At 52.0% G+C, this 24,238-nt stretch carries 20 protein-coding genes; 12 read left to right on the forward strand and 8 right to left on the reverse strand.

The window, feature by feature from the left end; genetic code table 11:
* Positions 1–452 precede the first annotated feature (452 nt).
* A complete protein-coding gene (locus tag JK216_RS03490) occupies positions 453–704 on the forward strand; it encodes a hypothetical protein (RefSeq protein ID WP_212711464.1) in 252 nt (83 codons plus the stop codon).
* A 97-nt stretch (positions 705–801) separates the two neighbouring features.
* On the opposite strand, the gene JK216_RS03495 is transcribed toward JK216_RS03490, so the two are convergent.
* Entirely contained in the window at positions 802–1,686 is an 885-nt protein-coding gene (locus JK216_RS03495) for a LysR family transcriptional regulator (protein WP_212707087.1), read from the reverse strand.
* 111 nt (positions 1,687–1,797) lie between these two features.
* Here JK216_RS03495 and JK216_RS03500 point away from each other — a divergent pair, with 111 nt between their 5' ends.
* From JK216_RS03500 to JK216_RS03530, 7 genes are all read left to right on the forward strand, one after another.
* Complete coding sequence (locus tag JK216_RS03500) at positions 1,798–2,763, forward strand: ABC transporter substrate-binding protein (RefSeq protein ID WP_212707088.1); 966 nt, start codon at positions 1,798–1,800, stop codon at positions 2,761–2,763.
* A 158-nt stretch (positions 2,764–2,921) separates the two neighbouring features.
* Entirely contained in the window at positions 2,922–4,013 is a 1,092-nt protein-coding gene (locus JK216_RS03505; RefSeq protein ID WP_212707089.1) for an LLM class flavin-dependent oxidoreductase, read from the forward strand.
* 19 nt (positions 4,014–4,032) lie between these two features.
* Complete coding sequence (locus tag JK216_RS03510) at positions 4,033–5,199, forward strand: acyl-CoA dehydrogenase family protein (protein ID WP_212710177.1); 1,167 nt, start codon at positions 4,033–4,035, stop codon at positions 5,197–5,199.
* A gap of 105 nt (positions 5,200–5,304) precedes the next feature.
* Positions 5,305–6,402 carry an ABC transporter substrate-binding protein gene (locus JK216_RS03515; RefSeq protein ID WP_212707091.1) on the forward strand — a complete coding sequence of 366 codons (1,098 nt, stop codon included), beginning with the start codon at positions 5,305–5,307 and terminating at the stop codon, positions 6,400–6,402.
* Positions 6,383–7,381 (forward strand): ABC transporter permease subunit, encoded by a 999-nt coding sequence (locus JK216_RS03520; protein ID WP_212711463.1) that lies wholly within the window; start codon positions 6,383–6,385, stop codon positions 7,379–7,381. The genes JK216_RS03515 and JK216_RS03520 overlap by 20 nt, the downstream gene beginning before the upstream one ends.
* Complete coding sequence (locus JK216_RS03525; RefSeq protein ID WP_212707093.1) at positions 7,375–8,160, forward strand: ABC transporter ATP-binding protein; 786 nt, start codon at positions 7,375–7,377, stop codon at positions 8,158–8,160. Before JK216_RS03520 ends, JK216_RS03525 begins: the two co-directional genes overlap by 7 nt.
* A 20-nt stretch (positions 8,161–8,180) precedes the next feature.
* Positions 8,181–8,963 (forward strand): class II aldolase/adducin family protein, encoded by a 783-nt coding sequence (locus JK216_RS03530; protein ID WP_212711462.1) that lies wholly within the window; start codon positions 8,181–8,183, stop codon positions 8,961–8,963.
* Between the two features lie 38 nt (positions 8,964–9,001).
* On the opposite strand, the gene cybC is transcribed toward JK216_RS03530, so the two are convergent.
* Both cybC and pmbA read right to left on the reverse strand, forming a co-directional pair.
* Positions 9,002–9,388: a cytochrome b562 gene (gene cybC / locus JK216_RS03535; RefSeq protein WP_212711461.1), complete on the reverse strand. Its 387-nt coding sequence runs from the start codon at positions 9,386–9,388 to the stop codon at positions 9,002–9,004.
* Between the two features lie 73 nt (positions 9,389–9,461).
* Positions 9,462–10,802 carry a metalloprotease PmbA gene (pmbA, locus tag JK216_RS03540; protein WP_212707096.1) on the reverse strand — a complete coding sequence of 447 codons (1,341 nt, stop codon included), beginning with the start codon at positions 10,800–10,802 and terminating at the stop codon, positions 9,462–9,464.
* Between the two features lie 113 nt (positions 10,803–10,915).
* Between pmbA and yjgA the strand changes: the two genes are divergently transcribed.
* Complete coding sequence (yjgA, locus tag JK216_RS03545) at positions 10,916–11,461, forward strand: ribosome biogenesis factor YjgA (RefSeq protein ID WP_212707097.1); 546 nt, start codon at positions 10,916–10,918, stop codon at positions 11,459–11,461.
* A 40-nt stretch (positions 11,462–11,501) separates the two neighbouring features.
* Here yjgA and mpl read toward each other — a convergent pair whose 3' ends face one another.
* Positions 11,502–12,860, reverse strand: coding sequence for a UDP-N-acetylmuramate:L-alanyl-gamma-D-glutamyl-meso-diaminopimelate ligase (gene mpl / locus JK216_RS03550; protein ID WP_212707098.1), 1,359 nt, complete (start codon positions 12,858–12,860; stop codon positions 11,502–11,504).
* A gap of 157 nt (positions 12,861–13,017) precedes the next feature.
* Between mpl and fbp the strand changes: the two genes are divergently transcribed.
* The gene (gene fbp / locus JK216_RS03555; protein WP_212707099.1) at positions 13,018–14,025 is read left to right on the forward strand and encodes a class 1 fructose-bisphosphatase; all 1,008 of its coding nucleotides are present in this window, start codon (positions 13,018–13,020) and stop codon (positions 14,023–14,025) included.
* Positions 14,026–14,082: 57 nt separating this feature from the next.
* Here fbp and JK216_RS03560 read toward each other — a convergent pair whose 3' ends face one another.
* The gene (locus JK216_RS03560; protein ID WP_249213012.1) at positions 14,083–15,639 is read right to left on the reverse strand and encodes a methyl-accepting chemotaxis protein; all 1,557 of its coding nucleotides are present in this window, start codon (positions 15,637–15,639) and stop codon (positions 14,083–14,085) included.
* A gap of 251 nt (positions 15,640–15,890) precedes the next feature.
* Here JK216_RS03560 and ppa point away from each other — a divergent pair, with 251 nt between their 5' ends.
* Positions 15,891–16,421: an inorganic diphosphatase gene (gene ppa, locus JK216_RS03565; protein ID WP_212707100.1), complete on the forward strand. Its 531-nt coding sequence runs from the start codon at positions 15,891–15,893 to the stop codon at positions 16,419–16,421.
* A 59-nt stretch (positions 16,422–16,480) separates the two neighbouring features.
* On the opposite strand, the gene JK216_RS03570 is transcribed toward ppa, so the two are convergent.
* The 3 genes from JK216_RS03570 to JK216_RS03580 are packed head-to-tail and all read right to left on the reverse strand — an operon-like array spanning position 16,481 to position 22,379.
* Positions 16,481–16,828 (reverse strand): gamma-glutamylcyclotransferase, encoded by a 348-nt coding sequence (locus JK216_RS03570; protein ID WP_212707101.1) that lies wholly within the window; start codon positions 16,826–16,828, stop codon positions 16,481–16,483.
* A 2-nt stretch (positions 16,829–16,830) separates the two neighbouring features.
* Positions 16,831–20,667, reverse strand: coding sequence for a translocation/assembly module TamB domain-containing protein (locus JK216_RS03575; RefSeq protein WP_212711460.1), 3,837 nt, complete (start codon positions 20,665–20,667; stop codon positions 16,831–16,833).
* Complete coding sequence (locus JK216_RS03580; protein ID WP_249213016.1) at positions 20,664–22,379, reverse strand: autotransporter assembly complex family protein; 1,716 nt, start codon at positions 22,377–22,379, stop codon at positions 20,664–20,666. The genes JK216_RS03575 and JK216_RS03580 overlap by 4 nt, the downstream gene beginning before the upstream one ends.
* A gap of 501 nt (positions 22,380–22,880) precedes the next feature.
* On the opposite strand from JK216_RS03580, the gene JK216_RS03585 reads away from it, so the two are divergent.
* Positions 22,881–24,224, forward strand: a complete 1,344-nt coding sequence (locus JK216_RS03585; RefSeq protein ID WP_212707104.1) for a hemolysin family protein — start codon at positions 22,881–22,883, stop codon at positions 24,222–24,224.
* Positions 24,225–24,238 lie beyond the last annotated feature (14 nt).

Below are 24,238 nucleotides of genomic sequence, written 5' to 3' on the forward strand. Positions count from 1 at the left end.
TTGCTTTTCTGCTTCCGGGAAAGTCTTCTGCGGCCTGCGGTGTCGCGGACGTGTCCACGACGCTATTCACCCACAGGAATGCGGCTTACCGGCCAGCTTCCGCTGCTTATGGACAGCACGCTGCGGCGGGTTTTTGCTTTTATGTTCTCTGATAGCCTCCGGCGATCATATGGCTCAGGGGCGACCGTGCAATATTTCCCCGAAAAGAGCGGTCTGAGTAATGATATATTGGCTGAGTCGCAGTGAAATACCTGCCGCTTAAAAAGCGTACACCTGACATGATACACCCTGGGAAATGAAGAGGTAATAAATTGATATTATTAAATAAAATAATCCCTGCCTTGATTCTCTTTTCTGTAGTCGTTATGACCAGCGGCTGCGTCAATAGCACTGCGGAATCAGTCAGTAGCACGAGCGGTGACAATTATCCGGCCCGGGGTGCGCTGGAGGCAATGGGTAGATCTTTTCAGGAAAATGCCACTGACTTAAAAGTCACACAGCAGGTAAATAGCGGAGAAGCGCCGGATAAAGCGATTGTCACCGTTGAACAATCGGGGCTAATGGACGATTCTGTCGCTGCCGAACGAACTGTTTTTACAATGAATTACCGCGAAGGTCAGTGGGAGACAGTCAGCCGGGTAACAACTCAGCGCTGCTGGCCTGAACGGGGGCATCAGCAGTTCTCTGAGCAGCCATGTGATTAGAGCCCGCGAACCAGGTGACTGATAGTCCGGCAGACAGCGACAATCTATAACAGCGCAGTATATCCTGCCTTCTGCCGTTCCGCGGAATGATGCTGATTCAGGGAAGCTGATCGGCAACCTGACGGGCAAATGCACGGATCGCCGGCATCAGATTGCCCTGCTCAGGGGCCGATAATAGCCAGAGATAGTTTTCCGGCTGATATTCCTGACTGGCGATAATTTGCAGGCTCTCCCGTAACGGGCTGCTCTCCAGTACTGCCAGCGGTACAATTCCTACACCGTTACCATTCGCCACCAGTTGCATCTGTAAGAGTGCTCCGGCACTTTCCACATTAACGTTGAATCGACTGCCTGAATGTTCAAGATAACGGATAATACCGGCTCTTAATCCGCACCCTTCAGGATTCAATACCCACCCCGTTTCTGCCGCTTCACCCAGTGTTATATGCTCACTGAACATTCCCTTACGGGCGATCACCGCTACCGCCATAGGTTTCAGTTTTACAGCCTGAATATTCTCCGGCACCGCAAGGTTCGCCGGACCTATCGCCAGCATGGCATCAAGGTCGAAGTTTTCCAGACGATTCAGTAACTGTCCGCCCCAGCCACAACTGACCGTGATTCCGGCATGAGAAAATTCCTGACGTAAGTTATTCAGGGTGTGCGTCAGACTCAGTTCACTCAGACTTTGGGGTAAACCTAACCGCAGAGGCCCCCGCGGCTGTCCGCCATCATCGGCCATCGCATACAAACGACGGGCCTCTCTTTTCAGAGCCAGGCACTGCTGATAAACCCGCTGTCCGACCGTGGTCAGCCGCAGGGGTTTGGTCTGCCGGTCCAGCAACCGGGTCCCTAATGACTGTTCCAGACTTTGTAATCTGCGGGTGATCGCTGACTGCGTAATCCCTAAATGTTCAGCGGCCTGACTCAGGGAAGAAAACTGTACTACCGCCAGTAATGCATCGATGTCATCTATTCGCATGCTGATCTCTTATGAACTTTTTGCATATTAGCTTAGATAAAAATTGAATTTTAGGAATAAAAATGCCTTTGCTAACGTAATAACACATTTCATTTGTTGCAGGAATTATTTATGTCTTTTTCCTTACCGGGTACACAGGTCCGTCGCGTTATCCGGTGGATAGCGGTGTTATGGATCTTACCGGGGCTGGTATTCAGTGTATCTGCTGCACAAACCTCTCTGGTAGTCGGTGATCAGGCGCGTATTTTACGCAGTCTGATGGAGGCTTCCGGGGTATTGCAGGATCTGCCGTACTCGATCCACTGGGCCAATTTTCAGGGAGCCGCCCCGTTGTTTGAAGCCCAGCGGGCTGATGCCACAGACACTTCTTACGCCGGGGATTTACCGGTATTACAGGCACTGGCAGGCGGAGTGAATCTGAAAATTATTTTAACCGAAGTCAGTACCGGAAGGGGTAACGGCATTGTAGTGCCTGCCGACAGCCCGCTAAAAACGGTTAACGACCTGCGTGGTCAGCAGGTCGTTGTTTCCTCAGCGGCCGGCAGTATTTCACAGAATATGCTCTGGCTGGCACTGGAAAAAGCCGGTCTGTCGCGTCAGGATACGCGGATCCGGTTTGTATTGCCGGTTGATGCCAGCGCCGCTTTTAACAGTGGCCAGATCAACGCCTGGGCCGTTTTTGACCCCTACCTGGCCGTCGCTCAGCAAAACGGGGGCCGGTTAATTACCGATGCCAGCCACCTGACAACCTCATTTTCGTTTCTGACCGCTACGACCGCATCACTGGCTGATCCGGCGAAGCGACAGGCCATTCAGGACTTTGCTGGCCGGGTACGTAAAGCCAGACTTTGGGCGGTCAGTCATCCTCAGCAATATGCCGCCAGTTACGCCGCGCTCAGCCAGTTACCTCTCTCGACTGCCCGCCTGATTATCTCACGCGGATCGACAGACTCACGCAATGTCACTCCCGGCGATCTCAGCAACCTGCAATCCACCGCAGATCGTTTTTATCACTATGGCATTCTTCCGCAAAAAATTAACGTCAGCGAATACGCCATTACCGGTTTTCTGAATTAGCCCGCGACGTTAGCGCACGGTGCCTCGGGTTCATATCTGTTTAGCATAATTACTAATGTTAAAAATGAATTTTGATCATATTAACATTCGGCCTAGAGTATAAAAAACCACCGCTGATCTGTGCAGATCTGCGGGCCCTTTTGTGACAGGAAATAACTATGAGCATTCAGTTTATCGGCATGATTAGCCACCGTCTGGCATCTGAAACCATCGCCCCTTCAGGCCCTGTATTTGATAAAGACTACATTACTCGTATTGCACGGGCCCATGAAGCCGCAGGTTTCGACCGCCTGCTGGTCGCCCATGCTTCCGACCAGCCCGATGGATTTCTGGTCACAGCACTGGCCGGGCTCTCAACAGAAAAAATTAAGTTTCTGCTCGCCCATCGTCCCGGGTTCGTCTCCCCTACCCTCGCAGCACGTAAATTTGCCACCCTGAATCAGTTACTGGATAACCGTCTGGCAGTACATATTATCAGTGGCGGCAGCGATGCAGAGCAGCGTCGTGACGGTGATTATCTGGACCATGATCAGCGCTATGCCAGAAGTGAAGCTTTCCTCGACGTAGTACGTGATATCTGGAGCAATGATCAGCCCTTCAATATCAGTAATTCATTTTACCGGGCTGAGCAGGCGATCTCGGCAATACGTCCCCCTGCAGATCAGCCGATTCCGGTCTTTTTTGGCGGGTCATCCGATGCCGCGATTCGGGTCGCCGGTAAACATGCCGACGTTTACGCACTGTGGGGAGAATCTCTGGCCCAGACCAAAGAGACTATTGACCGCGTGACTGCCGAAGCAGCCCGTCATGGTCGGAAAACAGAGTTCAGTGTCTCTTTCCGCCCGATTATTGCCGATACAGAAGCGGAGGCCTGGCAGAAAGCTGAACTAATCCTTGCCACCGCGACCCGTCGTCAGCAGACCGCCGGGCCGCTGAAACCGGATAATAAACCACAGAGTGTGGGAGCTCAGCGGCTGCGTGCTACGGCCGCCCTCGGAGAAATTGTCGATAAACGTCTGTGGACCGGTATCGCAAAGCTGGTCGGCGGCGGACAAAACTCTACCGCGCTGGTAGGTACGCCAGAACAGGTTGCCGATGCATTACTCGATTACTACGACCTCGGGGTGCGAAATTTCCTGATCCGGGGTTTCGATCCTCTGAATGATGCGCTGGATTACGGGAAAGTATTACTACCACTGACACGGGAAAAAATCGCCCGCCGTGAACAGGCTGAACGCCAGCGTGCCTGATATCCATAAGGAGCATCCAATGAGACAGGCAGAACAGTCTGCGGCCCCCTGGCCTCCGGCATCATTACTCGCCGATATTCGCCACCGAATGGCAGAAACGGCGCAACAATATGATCAGCAAGGTGCTTTCCCGCACCAGAATCTGTCCTGGTTACAGCAGCATAAATTACTGGCACTGGCGACCGGACAATCCTATGGCGGAAGTGGCGCTTCCCTCGACACGCTGCAACAGGTGATCAGCGCCATTGCCGGAGGTGAGCCGTCGACAGCACTGATCACCTGTATGCATTATTTGCATCACTTACGGTTACGCCAGCCAAACCGCTGGCCGACAGAGCTGATCCGCAGGGTATCCGAAACCGCGGTCAGCGAGGGGGCCTTGATTAACAGTCTGCGGGTCGAGCCGGAAATGGGTTCACCGGCCCGTGGTGGCCTGCCACAAACCATCGCACGGCGTACCGCCACCGGCTGGGTACTGAATGGCCATAAGCTTTACACTACCGGGATTGAAGGGCTGCACTGGCTGGTCGTCTGGGCATGCAGTGATGACCAGGTCCCGCTGGTCGGCAGCTGGCTGGTGCCGAAATCGGCCCCGGGTATCAGCATTATTCCCAGCTGGGACCATATTGGTATGCGTGGCACCGGCAGCCATGAAGTCATTTTCAAAAACGTCACTGTGCCGCTCAATTATGCGGCCGATGTCACCCCGGTGAATGCCACGACTCACACGGATACCGCGTCTCAGACCGCATTTGCCAATGCCAATACGGCACTGCTGGCCGCCATTTACGATGCTATTGCCCGGGCCGCTGCCGACTGGCTGACCGGCTGGCTTCAGCTACGGACCCCTTCAGGTCTCGGCAAGCCTCTTGCCTCCCTGCCGCGGGTTCAGGAACAGGCCGGACAAATTGAATCGTTACTACTGATTAACAGCACACTGTTAAACCAGGCGGCGGCAGAAGCGTTCAGCTATTCGCAGGCCGGTTTAGCAAAAGCGACTATTACCGATAATGCTATCCGCGTGGTCGACCTGGCCCTGCAGTTATCAGGGAATTACGGGCTGACACGCAGTAATCCACTGGAGCGTCATTACCGCAATGTGCTCTGTGGCCGGGTACATACCCCGCAGCGAGACAGTGCCTGGTTATATGCGGGACAACAACGACTGAACACAGCCCCGGCCTGACTCGCCGCAGACATTCACCGGTGCGGCCGGCGGCTCTGTCCGGAGATGGTTTCCGGTGACAACATTAATTTCCCGGGTCCGGGAACAATAACAAGGAATTGACTGATGCGTTCTTCCCTATTATCCCGCAGGCGTTTTCTGGCCCTCAGTTCCGGCCTTGCAGCAACACCGTTGCTCGGCGGTTTTTCATCTTCTCTGTGGGCGGCTGAGCCTGTCGGTCATTCGATGGCAGGCATGGCCGGGATGATCGAAACCGCCGATAATACCAAAGGCGGCGTTGCAGATACTTCATCACTGCGGCTGGCCGAACCTTTTAAATTAAAACTGGCGATCAACCAGAGCGCGATCTGTATTGCGCCGGTCACCGTGGCACAGCAACAAAATCTGTTCAGCAAATACAATCTGGATGTCGAATTCGTCAATTTTGGTAACTCAACCGATGTGCTGTTACAGGCGATTGCCACCGGGAAAGCGGACGCCGGGATCGGAATGGCACTGCGCTGGCTGAAAGCCCTTGAACAGGGGTTCGATGTAAAACTGACCGCCGGTACTCATGGCGGCTGCCTGAGCCTGCTGACGGCAAATAACTCTCCTTATACCTCTCTTGCCAGTCTGAAAGGTCAGTCTATCGGGGTAACCGATATGGCCGGGCCGGATAAAAACTTCTTTGCGATTTTACTCAAAAATCACGGCGTTGACCCCATCGCGGATGTGCAGTGGAAGGTCTATCCTGCCGACCTGATGACCCATGCGCTGGATAACGGTGAAATTGCCGCCATCAGTGGCAGTGAACCTTTCAGCACGCGGATGCTGGATACGGGGAAATATCATCTGCTGGCCAGTAATATGACCGGAGAGTACGCCAACCTGAGTTGCTGTGTTATCGGCGTTAGCGGGGAGCTGGCCCGTAAGCACAAACCTGCAGCAGCGGCACTGACTCAGGCCCTGCTGGATGCCCACAGTTTTGCCGCCAGGAATCCGCAAAAAGTCGGTAGCGAATTTATGGCCCATGCACTGAATACCTCGCCACAGGAAGTGTCAGCAATTCTGATGAGTCAGGCCCATGACCATCATGCTGTCGGAGCAGCATTCGTCAACGAAATGACCCGCTATGTCACTGATTTACAGAGAGTACAGGTTATCAGTGCCTCAGTTAATCCTCATCAGTTTTCGGAGAGTATTTATGCAAATGTCTTCGCCTGATCATCTGATTTCCCCGGCCGGACTGACACTGCCCCGGCTGTGGAATAAAGGCGCAATTGCGGCGCTGGCATGGCTGGTTTCGGCCGCTATTACGCGGTACTGGCCAAACGGTGCCAGAGACTGGCCTTATTCACAACTATGGGCAGAGATTAATGTGACTATTGGCCTGTTGTTACTGCTACTGACAGTCACTTATCGCCACTGGGTCACTGCATTGCCCCGGCTCAGAGTCGCCGCGGCCTGGCTAATCGCCTTGCCTCTGTTACTCAGTGGCTGGCAGTTATTAACGGCAAAGCTGCTGGTACTGCCGGTCCCGTTTTTCGCGCCTCCCCAGGCACTGTTACAGGTGTTTCATGATGACTGGCCAAGGCTGCTCGACAGCCTGTATCACTCACTGTCTTTGCTGGTGAGTGGTGTGCTGCTGGGCACGCTGTTTGGTTTTATTGCCGGGCTGGCGATTGGCTGGTCACCGCGGGTTGGCTACTGGATGCATCCGGTGCTGCGTATCCTCGGACCATTGCCGGCCACTGCCCTGTTGCCGTTATGCTTTTTTCTGTTCCCTACCAGCCATGATGCCAGCGTGTTTCTGATCGCACTGGCGACCTGGTTTCCGGTCACTGTGCTCACCTGGTCAGGTGTTGCCGGGATCGATCAGGCCTGGTATGACGTGGCCAGAACCCTGGGCGGGAACTCCCGTTTTCTGATTTTACGGGTAGCTATCCCTGCCGCTTTGCCGAGTGTGTTTGTCGGTTTGTTTATGGGGCTGGGAGCATCATTTTCGGTACTGATTGTTGCCGAAATGGTCGGAGTTAAGTCAGGTATCGGTTTCTATCTGCAGTGGGCACAGGGCTGGGCTGCCTATTCAAATATGTATGCAGCACTGTTACTGATGGCCCTGCTGTGTTCCGGGCTGATTAGTCTGTTATTCGCGGTAAGAAACCGGGTACTCCGCTGGCAAAAAGGAACCATGAAATGGTAACCACCGCTCAGGCAACAGAAACATTCAGCGGGCTGAGTATCAGCCTGCAAAATATCAGCCACCGCTTTACTCTGAAAGATAAGCAACTGCCGGTACTGGATAATGTCAGCCTGCAGATTGCCCCGGGTGAAAGCGTGGCATTGCTCGGCCCTTCCGGTTGCGGAAAATCGACACTGTTGCGTTTACTGGCGGGTCTTGAACCTTTACAGCAAGGGCAGCTGCTGGCGGGAAACCAGCCGGTAACCGCCCCTGGCCCTGACCGTATTCTGGTATTTCAGGACCCGACGCTATACCCGTGGCTGACGGTACGGCAAAACGTTTTACTCGGCCCGCGGGCTCGCGGACTAAAAGGGCAACAACCCAAAGCTGATCAGCTGATCAGCCGTATCGGTTTGCAGGAGTTTGCTGATGCCTGGCCAGCCCAGTTATCGGGGGGGATGGCACAACGGGCGGCATTAGCCCGTGCGTTGCTGAATGAGCCCCGTTTGCTGCTGCTGGATGAACCCCTCGGTAAACTTGATTCCCTGACGCGGATCCGTATGCAGAGTGAATTAATTACCTTATGGCAAAACCAGGGCTATACCAGTGTGCTGGTTACCCATGATATCGAAGAAGCTTTACTGCTTAGCCACCGTGTGGTGGTTTTTTCACCCCGTCCTGCACGCATTCTTGCCGAATTCCGTAATCCGGCACCTTTTCCCCGTCATCGGGACGCCCCTTTACTGGTCAGACAACGTCAGGAAATTCTGGCTTTACTCGGCCAGGGCACTGACTGGTAATTTTTTATACAGGAATCATTATGACTACAGACACCCTGGTTCATCACACCGCCACAGATAGCCGCCACTGGTCTGATGAAGAATATGCTGTGCGGCTGGATCTGTCCCGCGCTTACCAACTGGCGGCGCAGCTGAAATTTACTGACCATATTTATACGCATTTTTCGGTGAGGGTACCGGGCAAAGAAGAACACTTTCTTATTAATCCCTACGGATTACTGTTCGGGGAAATAACCCCGCACAATCTGATTAAAATAGATATCCGCGGTAATATTATTGATGATCCGACCGGGCTTGGGATCAATCAGGCAGGCTATGTGATCCACGCAGCCATTCATGAAGCACGCCCGGATCTGAAAGCAATCCTGCATACCCATACCCGTGATGGTGTGGCGGTTTCTGCGCAGCGCGAGGGGCTGCTGCCCATATCACAGCACGCGCTTGGCTTTTACTCACGTATCACTTATCACGACTACGAAGGTATTGCCCTTGATATGGATGAACAACAACGGCTGGTCCGGGATTTGGCAGACAGTGATGTTATGATCCTGCGTAATCATGGTTTGCTGGCCGCGGGAAGCAACATAGCGCAGGCGTTTCGCAATCTGCATATGCTTGAGCGGGCCTGTAATATACAAATTGCTGCGTTGGCCGGCGGCCGGCAGAATATCCTGCTGGCGCCTCAGGAAGCGATTGATAAAGTCAGTGAACAGTCATCACGCTTCAGGGATGGGAATGATCCTGTGACCCTGAAACACTGGCAGGCGCTGGTCCGTACTTTGCCTGCTGAAATATCCGGTTAATACTGCCGCCCGGGCCCTGCATAGGTCCGGGCAGGCAGTCAGCGAAATTTTTTATGGTTCTGATTACGGATCTCAGCCAGCTTTTTCGCTTCAGTTCTGGCTTCCGGTAGTTTATTCAACACCGCAAGTTTATCGACCACCACAATCTGTGTGATTAACTGATCCAGTCCGGCACGGTAATCTTTCATACCGGAACTGTCAGGTGCCTGCCCCTGCAACGTATAGGGCGCCGATTTTTTTGCATCTTCGGCCGCCGCCTGCATTTTTTGCAGGGCCTGATGCATTTCCGGGCCACTGTCAGTGCTCTGCACGGTTGCCAGCTCCACCCCCAGAATATCCATATCCTGTTCCAGTGGCAGGGCATAGGCCGAAGCGCAGGAAAGAAACAGCACGGCAGTGAATGCCGCAATCACAGATTTACCCATTGCTCACTCCTTAATGATTATCAGCGTACCGGCATTATTAGTTTTATCACCGGTATCGACTGCTGCCAGCCGGTTACTGACCGGCGATTTTCATTCCGTCCAGTAATACAGAGCCGCACTGAATATTACTGCGGGTTTCGATGTCATCGCCGACAGTGACCATGTTTTGCCACATATCTTTCAGGTTACCGGCAATAGTAATCTCACTGACCGGATACTGTATCTGGCCATTTTCGACCCAGAAACCGGAGGCACCACGAGAGTAGTCACCGGTGATAGCACTTACCCCCTGACCCATTAACTCGGTGACCACCAGCCCGGTGCCCATCTGCTGTAATAACTGTTCAAATGAGTGGCCTTGTCCGGCAATACGCCAGTTATGGATGCCGCCGGCATGCCCCGTACTGTGCAGACCCAGTTTGCGCGCAGAGTAGCTGGTCAGTAACCAGTCCTGTAAAACACCATGATTAATAATCGTCCGGTCGCAGGTTCGGACGCCTTCACTGTCAAACGGGGTAGAAGCTACGCCTTTCAGCAAATGCGGACGTTCTTCAATATTCAGCCAGTCAGGGAAAATCTGTTTACCCAGTGAGTCCAGCAGGAAGGTCGATTTACGGTAAACATTACCACCACTGATAGCTCCGACCAGATGACCAAATAGCCCCGTCGCCACTTCAGCAGCGAAAATAACCGGAGCCTGCATGGTAGACAGTTTTCTCGGGGCCAGCCGTGCCAGAGTACGACGGGCACACTCTTCACCGACCCACTGTGCCGTGCGCAGGTCAGCAAAATCGCGGGCCGCGGTATACGCGTAATTGCGCTCCATCTGCCCTTCCTGCTCAGCAATCACACTGGCCGAAATACCATGGCGGCTGCTGCAATAACTGTTCAGTAAGCCATGGCTGTTACCGAATACACGGATACTGGCATGGCTATTAAAACTGCCACCCTCGGTATTAATAATCCGCTTATCCGCCTGCAGGGCTGACTGTTCTGCCGCCGCCGCCAGTTCAATGGCACGATCAACTTCAATCTCCGCAGGATGGAACAAATCCAGGTCCGGAGCATCCCAGGCCAGCAGATCTTTTTCCGCCACTCCGGCGCAGGGATCCGGTGAGGTGTAACGGGCAATATCAACAGCAGCCTGAACCGTACGCTGGATAGCCTGCGGGCTGAGATCGGTCGAAGAAGCACTGCCTTTACGCTGCTGCAGATAGACGGTGATTCCCAGCGCACCATCACTATTGAACTCAACATTTTCCACGTCGCCATAACGGGTACTGACACTGATCCCTGTCGTTTTACTTACTGCGACCTCTGCGCCGTCGGCGCTGGTTTTCGCCAGCTCCAGCGCGTGAGAAACTGCCTGTTCCAGCACTTTACGTTGCTCTGCAACCTGAGTTGATACCTTCATCGATTCGCCGTCTGCTGTTATGTATGAATATATTCAGTCTATCAGAGTCAGAGAACAATTTCGCAGTCACCCTGTAACCTGTTAGCATTAGCTTCTTTTTCAGGAGCCCTATAATGACCAGACAGCCCGATGAGTGGCTCGACCACGAGCCAGACCCCCAGCAAGATGAAGATGAAGAGATTATCTGGGTCAGTAAAAGTGAAATTAAACGTGATGCCGAAGAGCTTAAACGCCTGGGTGCAGAACTGACTGACCTGAGTAAAAATGAGCTGGAACGCATCCCGCTGGATGAACAGTTGCGCGATGCAGTTGAACTGGCTCAGCGAATCAGGAAAGAGGCACGCCGCCGCCAGTTACAACTGATTGGTAAGTTATTACGTTCACGTGACGTCGAACCTGTTCGCCAGGCACTGGATAAACTGAAGAACCGCCATAATCAGCAGGTAGCACTGTTCCACAAACTGGAAGCGATCCGTGACCGGCTGATTGAACAGGGCGATGATGCGATTACAGAGGTGATTAATTTATATCCGACAGCCGATCGTCAGCAATTACGCAGTTTTATCCGTAATGCTCAGAAAGAAAAAGCGGCCAATAAACCGCCGAAATCTGCACGACTGATTTTCCAGTATCTGCGTGAGCTGGCGGAAGCTGAGTAAGGCTTCCGGCAGGGCGACATTTCGCCCTGCCGGCCGCGGCTTACCGGTTTTCCAGTCGCTGGCGGAGCTTCTGATGGATCCCTTCAAAACCGCCATTACTCATGACCAGCAGGGTATCACCGGGTTTTGCCTCTCTGGCTATCATTTCCACCAGCGTATCAATATCCGCACTCCAGTGTGCAGGCTGGATACAGGCATCAGCCACATCCGTAACCTGCCACGAAATATGCGGCGGCTGGAACAGGAATACCTGATCGGCTTTGGCCAGTGACGGTGCCAGCTCATTTTTACTGATCCCCATTTTCATGGTATTGGAGCGCGGTTCGAGTATCGCGAGGATCCGTGCATTACCACCGACTTTACTGCGCAAGGCCGATAACGTGGCCAGGATAGCCGTCGGATGATGGGCAAAGTCATCATAGATATCCATGCCATTGATATTGCCCTTCCATTCCAGACGACGACGGGCATTGATAAAATCATTCAGGGCTAATGCTGCATCCTGCGGAGTAATGCCGACATGCCGGGCGGCCGCCATCGCCATTAATCCGTTATGCATATTATGTTCGCCCACCAGTGACCAGTTCACTTCTGCCACCGGCTGGCCATCAAACCAGACTTCCCAGTGGGATGCATCGGCGTTCAGTTTTTTCGCCTGCCAGTGCCCCTGTTCTCCCAGAGTTTCCTGTTCACTCCAGCAGCCCATCTGAATCACCTGACGCAGGTTAGTATCCTGCTCCGGCCACAGGATTTTCCCCTGACCGGGAACAATACGGATCAGGTGATGGAACTGGCGCTGAATAGCACGCAGATCATCAAAAATATCCGCATGATCAAACTCCAGGTTATTGAGGATCAGTGTCCGCGGGCAGTAATGCACAAATTTAGATCGTTTATCAAAGAAGGCACTGTCATATTCATCTGCTTCAATGACGAAAAACGGGCTGTCACCGGGCCGGGCAGAGACATCAAAGTTGCCCGGCACACCACCGATAACAAACCCCGGCGCCAGGCCACAGGCGTCGAGGATCCACGCCACCATCCCCGAAGTGGTAGTTTTACCATGAGTGCCGGCAACGGCCAGCACCCAGCGGTCGCGCAGCACAAAATCATGCAGCCATTGCGGACCGGACATATAAGGCATATTTTTTTCCAGTACCGCTTCAACACAGGGGTTCCCCCTGGCCATCGCATTACCGATGATCACCAGATCCGGTGCCGGATCCAGCTGCTGAGGGTCGTAGCCCTGAGTGAGTTCAATTCCCTGTTGTTCCAGCAGAGTACTCATTGGCGGATATACGTTGCTATCAGAACCGGTCACTTCGTGTCCCAGAGATCGCGCAAGTATTGCCAGCCCACCCATAAAGGTGCCACAGATACCCAGAATGTGAATTCGCATAAACTGATCCATTACCCAAAAGTTGCGGTACAGTGTAACGCTACAGCCGGTAACTAAGAAATAAGATGATTGATTAAGTTATTATGGCCAGTTAAGTTTGCATTGGTGTTAACATAAAGTAAGAAATTCATTAATTAACTTATCCCGGATAATTGTTATGAAAACATTGGGTGAATTTATTGTTGAGAAGCAGCATGACTTTCCTCATGCCACAGGCGAACTGACAGCGCTGATTTCAGCGATAAAACTGGGCGCAAAAGTTATTCATCGCGACATCAATAAAGCCGGTCTGGTCGATATTCTTGGCACCAGCGGCGTCGAGAACGTACAGGGTGAGCAGCAAATGAAGCTTGACCTGTTCGCTAACGAAAAACTGAAAGCCGCCCTGAAAGCACGCGGAATTGTGGCGGGCATCGCCTCCGAAGAAGAAGATGAATTTGTCATTTTCGAAGGTGTGGAAAACGGTAAGTATGTGGTGCTGATGGACCCGCTTGATGGTTCCTCAAATATTGATGTCAATGTCTCTGTCGGTACTATTTTCTCAATTTATCATCGTATTACTCCCGTAGGGACGCCGGTCACTGAAGAAGACTTTATGCAGCCCGGTACCGCTCAGGTTGCTGCCGGATATGTGGTTTATGGTTCATCGACCATGCTGGTTTATACCACCGGCCACGGCGTACATGCCTTTACCTACGATCCGTCACTGGGCCTGTTCTGTCTGAGTCAGGAACGGATGACTTTCCCGGCACAAGGCAATATTTACTCGATTAACGAAGGTTACTATTCACGCTTCCCGCAGGGGGTGAAAAAGTACCTGAAATTCTGTCAGGAAGAAGATACGGCTACCCGCCGCCCTTATACTTCACGTTATATTGGCTCTCTGGTCGCAGACTTCCACCGTAACCTGTTAAAAGGCGGTATTTATCTGTACCCGAGTACCGCAAGTTATCCGACAGGAAAACTGCGTTTATTATATGAATGTAATCCGATGGCCTTTCTCGCCGAACAGGCTGGCGGCAAAGCCAGTGACGGCACCACCCGTATTCTGGAACTGAAACCCCAGAGTATTCACCAGCGCAGTCCGTTCTTTGTCGGTCCTGAAACGATGGTCAACGACCTTGAACGTTTTATCCGCGAGAACCCTGAAGAAAACGCACAATAATTACCGGTTTTCCCCCGCAGATCTTACCCGGTGCCGATCTGCGGGGCTGGTGACGCTTTACGCCGTCAGACGAAACCCGGCGACCGTATGCTGTAGCCGGGAACTCTGGTCTTCGAGTGTATGAGTCGCTGACGTTGCCTGTTCCACCAATGCGGCATTCTGCTGCGCCACGTCATCCATCTGTGTGACCGCAATATTTATCTGTTCGATACCGCGGCTCTGTTCATCAGAGGCAACCGAAATTTCTTTCATCAGCAGACTGACCTGCGATACTTCAGAATAAATTTCACTCATCGATTCCCCGGCCCTGCTGGCCATCCTGCTGCCATCAGCCACCTGGCTCTGGGAAGTGACTATCAGCTGACGGATCTCTTTTGCGGCACTGGCACTGCGCTGGGCAAGGCTGCGGACTTCGTTAGCAACCACCGAAAATCCCCGGCCCTGTTCCCCGGCCCTGGCCGCTTCAACCGAAGCATTGAGAGCCAGTATATTGGTCTGAAAAGCAATACCATCGATCATAGCCAGAATATCGCCAATTTTTTGCGAACTGTGGGTAATCTCCTGCATTTTTTCGACAACCTGATTGACCACTTCTGCACCACGATGGGCAGTTTCCGACACCCGGCTGGCAAGCTGATGCGCCTGATGCGCATTACCTGCATTCAGGCGGACTGTGGCGGTGATCTGTTCCATACTCGCGGCCGTCTGTTCCAGAGAGGCTGCAGACTCTTCTGTACGCTGAGACAGGTTAAGGATCCCCGCCCCCAGTTCACGGCATCCCTGGTCTATCTGTAAACTGGCCCCGGAGACTTGCTGTACCGAAGTCCCCAGCGCACTTTGCATCGCCTGCAGTGTATTCATTACCCTGAGCAGCTCTTTACTGCCTGCCAGAGGCACCTGACGGGTTAAGTCCCCTTCGGCAATAAATGTCAGATGTGTCGTCATCAGCGCCAATGGCTGTAACAAGGCCTGCCGCAGGATCCGCCAGCTGATCAGTAAGGTACTGATGGTAATGATTGAACAGAGAGCCAGTAATATTTCCATATTCCTCTGCCGTTTTCCGGCAAGGATAAATTGCTGTTGTGCAACATTACTGGCGTAACGATTAAACGTTTGTACCGACTGACTGAAGCTGGCCATCAGGGCAGGGAATTTCTCAATATTTTGATAGTAACTGGCAAGATCTGCTGCTTTAAGGCTGGTGACCCTCGGAAAAATAGCCTGCCCGGTATAGGCCTGAAAACTGCGACTGATGTCAGCCGCCATCTGTTTTCCTTTCTGCGTCACCGTCCCGGCTTTCATAAACAGTTCCATATGCAGCAGTGAACTGGCAACCGCATCATTTACCCCCTGCAGATACTTTGCTGCGGCCTGTTTATCCCCCGATTCCTGCTTGAGGACCACCAGTGCCGCCAGTGAGCGACTATGCAGTAAGTCGCTGTTACTCTGGTAAAGGTTAGCCAGCTCATTCTCATGGATACGATTGATCTCAGTCAGTGAGCGATCGGCGGCTCTCAGAGCGATAAACCCGGTGGCGCTGACAATGCATAACAACGCGGTCATTAATAACAGAATAATCAGCAACCCGCTGCGTAATGATAATTTAAACAGCATAAAACCTGTTCCTTAGCCGCTATGTACGGAAATACCTTATTTATCGTCACGGCGGGGCGATCCTTTACTGACAACTGACCCTCTGCTGAATCATCCGCAGAGATCTTTATCTCTGATAGCTGTGCGGCGGGTTTGTTTTTCGCCGAAAGCTCTGTGCGGATCACTCTGAAAGCAGAAAAAGAGGCAATACTTTCACTGTCAGTTAGCTATAATACCGGGCACTTAATTGATGTCATTGAAGGAATTAAACGATGAGTTTGAACCTGGTTGAAGCAGGTAAAGATCTGCCAGAAGATATTTACGTTATCATTGAAATCCCGGCGAACGCTGATCCAATTAAATATGAAGTTGATAAAGAGTCAGGCGCACTGTTTGTCGATCGTTTCATGTCTACGGCCATGTTCTACCCATGTAATTACGGTTACATCAACCACACTCTGTCACTGGATGGTGACCCGGTAGATGTTCTGGTCCCGACGCCGTATCCGTTAGAGCATGGTTCAGTGATCCGCTGCCGTCCGGTTGGCGTACTGAAAATGACTGATGAATCAGGTGAAGATGCTAAAGTCGTTGCTGTCCCCCACAGCAAACTGACCAAAGAATATGATCATGTTAAAGACGTGACAGATCTTCCTGAGTTACTGCGCGCCCAGATTACCCATTTCTTTGAACATTACAAAGATCTGGAAAAAGGCAAGTGGGTTAAGGTCGATGGCTGGGCTGATGCCGCCGCGGCTAAAGCAGAAATCGTTTCTTCTTTCGAACGTGCTGCTAAAAAGTAATCTTCTGCTTTTGCTGTAAAAAAAACGCCGTCTGCTAACAGACGGCGTTTTTCGTTGTCTCAGTTTTCACTATCCTTTTTAAGCCAGTCACCACTGATAATCTGCTGGCTGCGGACGACTGGCCGCTGATATATATACATCCACGCAGTACCGTACGGCGTCGATATCAGCTGACGCTTGTACTCTCCGCCACGGGTCCTCAGGGCATCCAGTTCACCCAGAGTTGTGGCATCTATCCGGTATACCTCACAACACACACGTCCTTCACCGGCAACAATCCCGGGGTACAGACCAAGATTATACAGGTCATACCCTTCAACCTGATAATCCCCTAACCACTGCGCATTGGTCATCCAGTGACTGTTTCCCTGCTTGCGCCTCAAACTACCATAGACGATTATTCGCATTGCTAAAACTCAAACTGATAAAGCAAATCAAGCGCCTGATCAACACCAGACACCGCTTCCAAATAGAGTTTAGGCATCAGCCGGTAGCGCAGGGTCAGCGTCGCCAGAGAATCAAACAAGCCGACACCATATTTCACCTGCAGCCCCGGCAGGACACAACCACTGACCTGCACCTGCTGACTATCACCGACCCCTGCGGTATCGAGTGCAAGGTTACTCACACCGAAGGTTTCGCCGATTTTGCCCATTACCTGCCCGCTTTGTGCAACCCCTAATCCAACCAGAGCAGATGTCAGTGCGTTGCCGTCACCGTCACTGCCGAGTCCCTGCCCGCGTAATAAATAAGACAAGGCCGCCTGTTGTGACATCACCGGATCAGAGAACACCTCAACCTTAGGTTCATCTGCCATGCCTGTCACACGGATACCCGCAGTCACATCATCTTCTGTGGCTTCAGGGTTACGGATAGCTTCCAGATTGACATATGGCTGGTCAGGCGGGCCGGAGAACTGTAACTGTCCTTTACGTACCACCAGATCCTGGCCATAGGCATGGAAGCGTCCTGAAGGAATATTAATCTGTCCATTCAGTCCGAGTCCATTTTTATCCTGCAATACTTTCAGGTCTCCCGTCAGACGGGCATTCAGGCCAAAGGCAGACAAACGAACATCATTACCTACATGTATGATTAAATTACTGTTTATAGGAATTGAGGTGGTTTTTGGCTGTATCGGCTGCAGATTCTCATTCAGCATCACCAGATCAGGAGATACGCCGACGGCACTTTCCGGTACCTGCTGTACCGTAATCCGCGCCCAGGGAATATCCACACGGCCATCCAGATTAAAGGCTGCCGGCGTGGCTTCAAACACAAGATCCGGAGAGACATCCATCCTGACCATCGGCGGCACCGTGACACGAATTTTTTCACCTTTGGCAGCAACCCGAGCCCGCCAGTTATCAATCTGAGCCCAGTCAGCATTACCGGTCAGATTCAGGTTTCCCTGCCGGGTCTGAATCAGACCTTCGAGGGTTGAACTGACCCCGTTAAATACCAGTTTCAGGTTCGCCGATGTCATATCAACCGGCATAAAATTGGCATTAATATCAAGGCCGTCCAGCGTAGTCTGACCATAGACCCGCGGGTTCTGCAAATTACCGGATAAACGCAACTGGCTGTTCAGCATACCGGTAATTTGTTCCCCTTTCGCCAGCGCCGGATTAAACAGCCCCAGAGAAAAACCGGCAATATTCACGCTACCACTCAGATTACGGGCCCGTTGCGGATCGCTGATCCGGACACTGCCGTTCAGCTGACCGTTATTAGCAATTTTTACCCGCCAGTCAAGCTGAGCTTTTCCGCCTGCCAGCGAGGCTTTCAGGTTCAGGGCATCAAATGCAATAGGCAGTGTATTGCCCTGCACGTTCTGTTTCACCTCGACACCTTTCCCGCTGAGGGTCACATTACCTTCCGGGAGTCCTCCGTTGGCGGTCCATTTCACCCTGGCATCTCCGCTGAATACACCTTTCAGCTGAGTCTCCGCAGGTAATACCGGTTTTAACATCCCGAGGTCAAACCGGGTCAGTTGTATCCGTGCATGCCCGTCAGCACCGGCGACAATCGGTTCCGGTACACAAATCTGTGCATCAGGATTCAGCCAGCAGTGGCTGCCAATTGTGATCGTTTTCAGGGTATTTTTATAATCCAGGCTGACCGCTTTACTCAGCCGCCATTCGCCAACCGGGGTGTTAAAGCGGGTATTGTTAAGTGATCCCTGCCAGCGCTGTTGCTGGCGATCAAAGCTGCCGGTCAGGGACAACTGACCCGAAACAGGTTCACCGGCCACCGTCAGTTTCAGCTGATGCTGTTTTTCGTTACCATCGGCATCCAGTACCACACTGCTGATGTTAAGGGCATCCTGTTGCAGCTGTGATACCCGTAACGCAAGTTTACCGGCAATCTGCTGGCCGGAACTGACATTGCCTTTAAGGCTGACACGACGAATTTTCAATTGCTGCCAGCGTAACCCCTGTCCGTCAAGATCCGCACGAACTTCAGGCTGCTGTAAGCTACCGCGCGCCAGTATTGTTCCTTTAACCACCCCACCCAGTCCCGGCAATGCATTATCCAGGTGTGACGCATCAATGCTGGCATCCAGGTTAATCTTATCCGACAGAGATCCTTTAATATTCAGCCGGTTTTGTCCCAGTAACAGATCAATACCCGGAATATTCCATTGATTGTAACTGTTGCCGTAAAGTGAACCTTTTACATTCACCGCATTCTGCTTCACATTACCGGTAAGTAACAGTTCAGGTACCCTGATTTGCCAGCTGCCGCCATACAGACTGCCACGGGTTTTAATACTGCCGTTCAGTTTTGCCGGCCAGTCAGGATACTGTCTGGCGGTATTAATACCTGCCAGGGTTAACTCACTGTTCCAGCTGACGGCTTTGGTCCAGTCAACCAGCGCACGTAAATCAACATTTCCTTGTAATGCTGAGATACGCAGTTTATCCAGCGAGAACTGATCCGTATTCCCTTTGCCGTCCAGAGCAATATCTGCGGGAGGTATGCTGTTGCCTGAAACCGCGCTGCGCAGGGAAATCGTGTAGCCCGTCGCTTTCCCCTCAGTAGTCAGTGCCAGATTTTTCACCTGCCAGTCAGGCTCTCCGGTCAGCGGCCAGCGTAATTGCGGGCTGTTTAAACGCAATGAAAAAGGCAGCCCGATGTCAGCCGGACGGGCCATCGCCTGTAACTGTGCTTTCACTGGTCCGGAAAGATTAACTTTCAGATCTACCTGCTGTTTTGCGGCACCACTGACAGTCAGCCTGACTTTCTGGCCTTTTACCGGTGCCATATTGATATCACTGTTCAGTGTCAGGCTGAGCGGCCAGTTATCTCTGAGGCTGGCTTCGCCGCGGGCACTCAGGATCCCCTGCTGTGCGTTTATCTTCAGGGTCTGTAACTCAACTTTATTTTCCTGAATCAGGGCCCGGAGCTGTAAACGATTAACGGTCAGGTCCGTATCCCCGGTCAGACGCAGGTTTTCGCCAAGAATATCCTCAATACGGATATCTATCGGTAAACGGAATTCGGGTAAATTCAGTAGTGGTTTAGCGAATAACGCCCGCAGCATTTCTGCCGGTGATTGCTCCGTAACAGGCTGCGAAGCTGCCGCAGCCACCGTCTGCCCTGTTCCGGACGTTGCCGAAACTGGCGGTGTGACTTTGGCAGCTTGTACGGCAACCGGCCCGGCGGCTGCCTGTGCTGCGGCTGTTTTGCTTTTTGGTAATGCCAGCAGCAGATTTTCTATCCTGGTCGGTGTCAGGGTCAGCTGACGCCCCTGCCAGTGAATCCCACTCGAGAAACTGCCCAGAGAAATCGCCGTGTCATCGATTTTCAGATTCACATTATCCAGCCCGAGGTGACGTAACACTATCGGATACGGGGTGGAAATGTCGCCACTGCTGCTCTCTTCGGCCGGTTTCTCCGGTGATGCGGGGGCCATTTTGCTGCTGTCCACGACCACGCTGACATCTTTAAGTCCGATGTCATTAACACACACTGAAGAGTGGATCAGACATGACGCATCCAGCGATAAATGAAACTCCCCGCCGGAGACACTGACCCCGGGCATCTGATACGCCAGCCCTTTAATCGTCAGATTTCGCCAGCCACCTTCGACCTGTTGAATCTGTAAACCCGGAACCCAGCGCGCAGCGCTGTTAAGCACCAGATGTAAGCCGGGCGTAGTCCCAATCAGGAAGCCAATAATAACCACCAGCAGTAACAGAAATATCAGGATCCCTGCCAGAACTCTTTTCAATAGCGTCATAACTCCGGCCCCAACCCGATATAAAACTGTAATCCATGCTCGCCTGAATCGCCTACCGGCCGGGCGATATCCAGCTTGATCGGCCCAACCGGTGATGCCCAGCGGATCCCCACTCCGGCACCGGTTTTGAAATCAGAATCTTTGATATTATTGACCGCTTCACCGGAATCGATAAAGACTGCCCCCCACCATTTGCCCGTAAAATTATACTGATACTCGGCCGAACCGGTGGCCATTTTGGAGGCCCCGGTCAGCTTGCCATCAGAATCACGCGGTGAGATATCTTTATATTTATAGCCACGGATACTGCGGTCACCCCCGGCAAAAAAGCGCAGGTCAGGCGGGATACGGTTGAAATTACTGGTTTCTATCCAGCCAAGGTTACCACGGAATACAAAACGGTTTTTTTCGGCCAGGGTACGGATCCAGACATTTTGTGCCTGCATAATGACAAAATCGACATCCGAGCCCCACCCCGTATCAGAAACGTCGACAGAGTAACGCTGAGAGTCCCCCCATGTCGGCATCAGCCCGCCCCGTGAGCGGGTACGGTTAACACTGCCCCCCGGATAAATCAGCATCGTATTATCCGATATATTCCCCTGGGTATAGTTATCCAGACTCCAGCGCAGGTTTACCGCTTTTTGCCAGCCCGACTGATTATCCCAGTAGCGGGATACTGCCAGTGTCGAGGTATCAGAACGGGTATCATTCAGGTCGGTACGCTTTACACCGCCCTGTAACAGATAATATTGTTCCAGCGGACTTTTCAGTAACGGTATTTTATAGGTCATGTCGAGCTGTTGTTCCGGCTGCGACAGGTAAGTGCTGACCGACATGCTGTGGCCGTAGTCGTTTACCCAGGGACGTTTCCACGATGCTTTAACATGGGGCCCGACATCAGTTGAGTAACCGATACCCGCTTCGGCGGTATTTTTCACTGCGGGGGTCAGTACCGCACTCACCGGTAGCACCTTATCCTGACGGGACTTACCGAATTCCGGAGATGCCACCACCGAGCTGAACCACCCGGTGGCAGATAAACGGCGGTTGAGTTCGGCTAAGTCCCGGGAACTGTAGTAGTCGCCTTTGTGATAAGGAACCAGCTGGCGCAGATACTCTTCACGGATCTGTGAGCCTGTAAAGCTGACATCACCAAACCGGTAACGCTGCCCGCTGTCATAGTCGATATCCCAGAACGCTTCATGCCGCTCAACCGAAACACCAAGCTGACTTTTTTTAAACTCACCATCAAAATAACCGTTGCGCAGAGCAATGCCGGAGAAGCCGCTTTTAAAGCTGTCGTATTTGCCCTGATTAAGTACCGTACCGACCACCGGACGTCCTGCGGCTATCCACTGTTGGTAATCAGGGTCTTTACTGCCTTCCCCCCCGACCACAATCGTGCTGCCGGCAATCTTTACCGGCGGACCGGCATCAACCTTTACGCGGATGATCGGGTTTTTACGATCCAGAGACTCAGGAGGGGTCGGAAACGTAATTACCGGTTGAAAGTAACCGAGCGCTTGCAGGCTCTGTTTAATGGAATCGGTCAGTCGTGCCTGGAAACGGTTATCCGCCGTAACTTCTTCACTGGCAATCGCTGCCAGACGGATCCGCACATTATTTTGTAATTCACCTGACAATCCCGTCAGTTGTAACTGAACGGTCGCAGCCTGAAGGGCAGGCGCTGTCAAAAGCATTACCGTCATACCAAATAGCGATAAACGTAGACGTGGCACGTAAACTCCTGTTTAAACCGGCCGTTTTCCCGGTGAGCTTTTCCGGCTATCGGTAGCCGGAAAGGCAAAAACAACGAAAAATGAAAAACTAAGATAGTTAGCGGCTATTGTCGATAAATGCTGCAGTTAACACAACACCTGGCAGTAAGATATAACGCTATTTTTCGGTTTAATGACGTAATGATGGCGGTAAAGCTAAGATAAAAAACCAGCACAGACTGTTTTACGACAGATTATTTTGGCGATGAAAATTTGTTCATCTTTCCCTCTGGCGGCCTCTCTGTGGCTGCTGCTATAATCGCTTCTTCAGGAAAGCCTGAGCCGTTCTGTCTGAGAGGTACGCTAATTAAGCTGCCGGACAGACATTTTTGGCGCGGATAGCCGATGTTACTGATATAAGCACTGTCAGCGCACGAGAAGGTCTATGTTGCCCACGCCAAAAATGACAAGAGTATAAATACTGGACCCTTTATGTTAGATAGCTTATTTGTCATTTTATTACTGATAGTCATCAGTTCTTTTTTCTCCCTGTCTGAAATTTCTCTGGCCGCTGCACGCAAAATAAAACTGAAATTGCTGGCAGATGACGGTGATGTCCGTGCCCAGCATATCCTGAAGATGCAGGAATCCCCGGGCATGTTCTTTACCGTAGTACAGATTGGTCTGAACGCGGTTGCCATCCTCGGCGGTATCGTCGGTGATGCTGCATTTTCCCCGGCATTCAGTTCGCTGTTCTCACGCTTCTTTGCACCGGAAATTGCCGATCAGCTGAGTTTTATCTGCTCTTTCACCATCGTCACCAGCCTGTTTATTCTGTTTGCAGACCTGACACCAAAACGTATCGGGATGATTGCACCGGAAGCCATTGCTCTGCGTATCATCCACCCGATGCGTTTTTGTCTGATGATCTTCCGGCCACTGGTGTGGTTTTTTAACGGTATGGCGAATAATATTTTCCGCCTGTTTAAAATTCCAATGGTCCGCAAAGATGACATCACCCCTGATGATATCTACGCGGTCGTCGAAGCCGGGGCGCTGGCCGGGGTACTGCGTAAACAGGAACATGAACTGATTGAAAATGTCTTTGAGCTGGAGTCACGCACTGTGCCTTCATCCATGACATCGCGGGAAAATATTGTCTGGTTCGATTTGAATGAAGATGAAGAAAGTCTGAAGTCAAAAATTGCACAGCACCCGCATTCTAAATTCCTGGTCTGTAATAACGATATTGACCATATTATTGGTTATGTTGACTCCAAGGAGCTATTACTGCGGGTGCTGGGGAATCAGAGCCTGACCCTTAACAGCGGCGTGCAGATCCGCTCTGCACTGATTGTTCCTGACACACTGACCCTGTCTGAAGCGCTGGAAAGCTTTAAATCTGCCGGGGAAGATTTTGCAGTGATCATGAACGAATATGCATTAGTGGTGGGCATTATCACACTGAATGATGTGATGACCACTCTGATGGGTGACCTGGTCGGTCAGGGCTTTGAAGAACAGATCGTTGCCCGTGATGCTAACTCATGGCTGGTCGAAGGAGGAACCCCGATCGATGATGTGATGCGGGTGCTGAACATTGACGAATTTCCCCATTCGGGTAATTACGAAACCATTGGCGGCTTTATGATGTACATGCTGCGTAAAATCCCGAAACGTACCGATTTTGTGATGTTTTCGGGGTATAAGTTCGAAGTGGTGGATATCGACAGCTACCGGATTGACCAGTTACTGGTCACCAGAATAGATGAACGCCCGGCAATGCTGGCCCCTGCCGGCACTATTGTCGCAGACGAGAATATCTCTGCCAGTTAAATGATTCAGGGCGC

It is taken from the genome of Tatumella sp. JGM94, from assembly GCF_018257595.1.
In the GTDB taxonomy this organism is placed as follows: Bacteria; Pseudomonadota; Gammaproteobacteria; order Enterobacterales; family Enterobacteriaceae; genus Tatumella; species Tatumella punctata.

Coding starts and splice junctions, on each gene's coding strand:
- JK216_RS03490 (WP_212711464.1), top strand. CDS start 453: ATGGGTAGATCTTTTCAGGAAAATGCCACTGACTTAAAAGTCACACAG.
- JK216_RS03495 (WP_212707087.1), bottom strand. CDS start 1,686: ATGCGAATAGATGACATCGATGCATTACTGGCGGTAGTACAGTTTTCT.
- JK216_RS03500 (WP_212707088.1), top strand. CDS start 1,798: ATGTCTTTTTCCTTACCGGGTACACAGGTCCGTCGCGTTATCCGGTGG.
- JK216_RS03505 (WP_212707089.1), top strand. CDS start 2,922: ATGAGCATTCAGTTTATCGGCATGATTAGCCACCGTCTGGCATCTGAA.
- JK216_RS03510 (WP_212710177.1), top strand. CDS start 4,033: ATGAGACAGGCAGAACAGTCTGCGGCCCCCTGGCCTCCGGCATCATTA.
- JK216_RS03515 (WP_212707091.1), top strand. CDS start 5,305: ATGCGTTCTTCCCTATTATCCCGCAGGCGTTTTCTGGCCCTCAGTTCC.
- JK216_RS03520 (WP_212711463.1), top strand. CDS start 6,383: ATGCAAATGTCTTCGCCTGATCATCTGATTTCCCCGGCCGGACTGACA.
- JK216_RS03525 (WP_212707093.1), top strand. CDS start 7,375: ATGGTAACCACCGCTCAGGCAACAGAAACATTCAGCGGGCTGAGTATC.
- JK216_RS03530 (WP_212711462.1), top strand. CDS start 8,181: ATGACTACAGACACCCTGGTTCATCACACCGCCACAGATAGCCGCCAC.
- cybC (WP_212711461.1), bottom strand. CDS start 9,388: ATGGGTAAATCTGTGATTGCGGCATTCACTGCCGTGCTGTTTCTTTCC.
- pmbA (WP_212707096.1), bottom strand. CDS start 10,802: ATGAAGGTATCAACTCAGGTTGCAGAGCAACGTAAAGTGCTGGAACAG.
- yjgA (WP_212707097.1), top strand. CDS start 10,916: ATGACCAGACAGCCCGATGAGTGGCTCGACCACGAGCCAGACCCCCAG.
- mpl (WP_212707098.1), bottom strand. CDS start 12,860: ATGCGAATTCACATTCTGGGTATCTGTGGCACCTTTATGGGTGGGCTG.
- fbp (WP_212707099.1), top strand. CDS start 13,018: ATGAAAACATTGGGTGAATTTATTGTTGAGAAGCAGCATGACTTTCCT.
- JK216_RS03560 (WP_249213012.1), bottom strand. CDS start 15,639: ATGCTGTTTAAATTATCATTACGCAGCGGGTTGCTGATTATTCTGTTA.
- ppa (WP_212707100.1), top strand. CDS start 15,891: ATGAGTTTGAACCTGGTTGAAGCAGGTAAAGATCTGCCAGAAGATATT.
- JK216_RS03570 (WP_212707101.1), bottom strand. CDS start 16,828: ATGCGAATAATCGTCTATGGTAGTTTGAGGCGCAAGCAGGGAAACAGT.
- JK216_RS03575 (WP_212711460.1), bottom strand. CDS start 20,667: ATGACGCTATTGAAAAGAGTTCTGGCAGGGATCCTGATATTTCTGTTA.
- JK216_RS03580 (WP_249213016.1), bottom strand. CDS start 22,379: ATGACGGTAATGCTTTTGACAGCGCCTGCCCTTCAGGCTGCGACCGTT.
- JK216_RS03585 (WP_212707104.1), top strand. CDS start 22,881: ATGTTAGATAGCTTATTTGTCATTTTATTACTGATAGTCATCAGTTCT.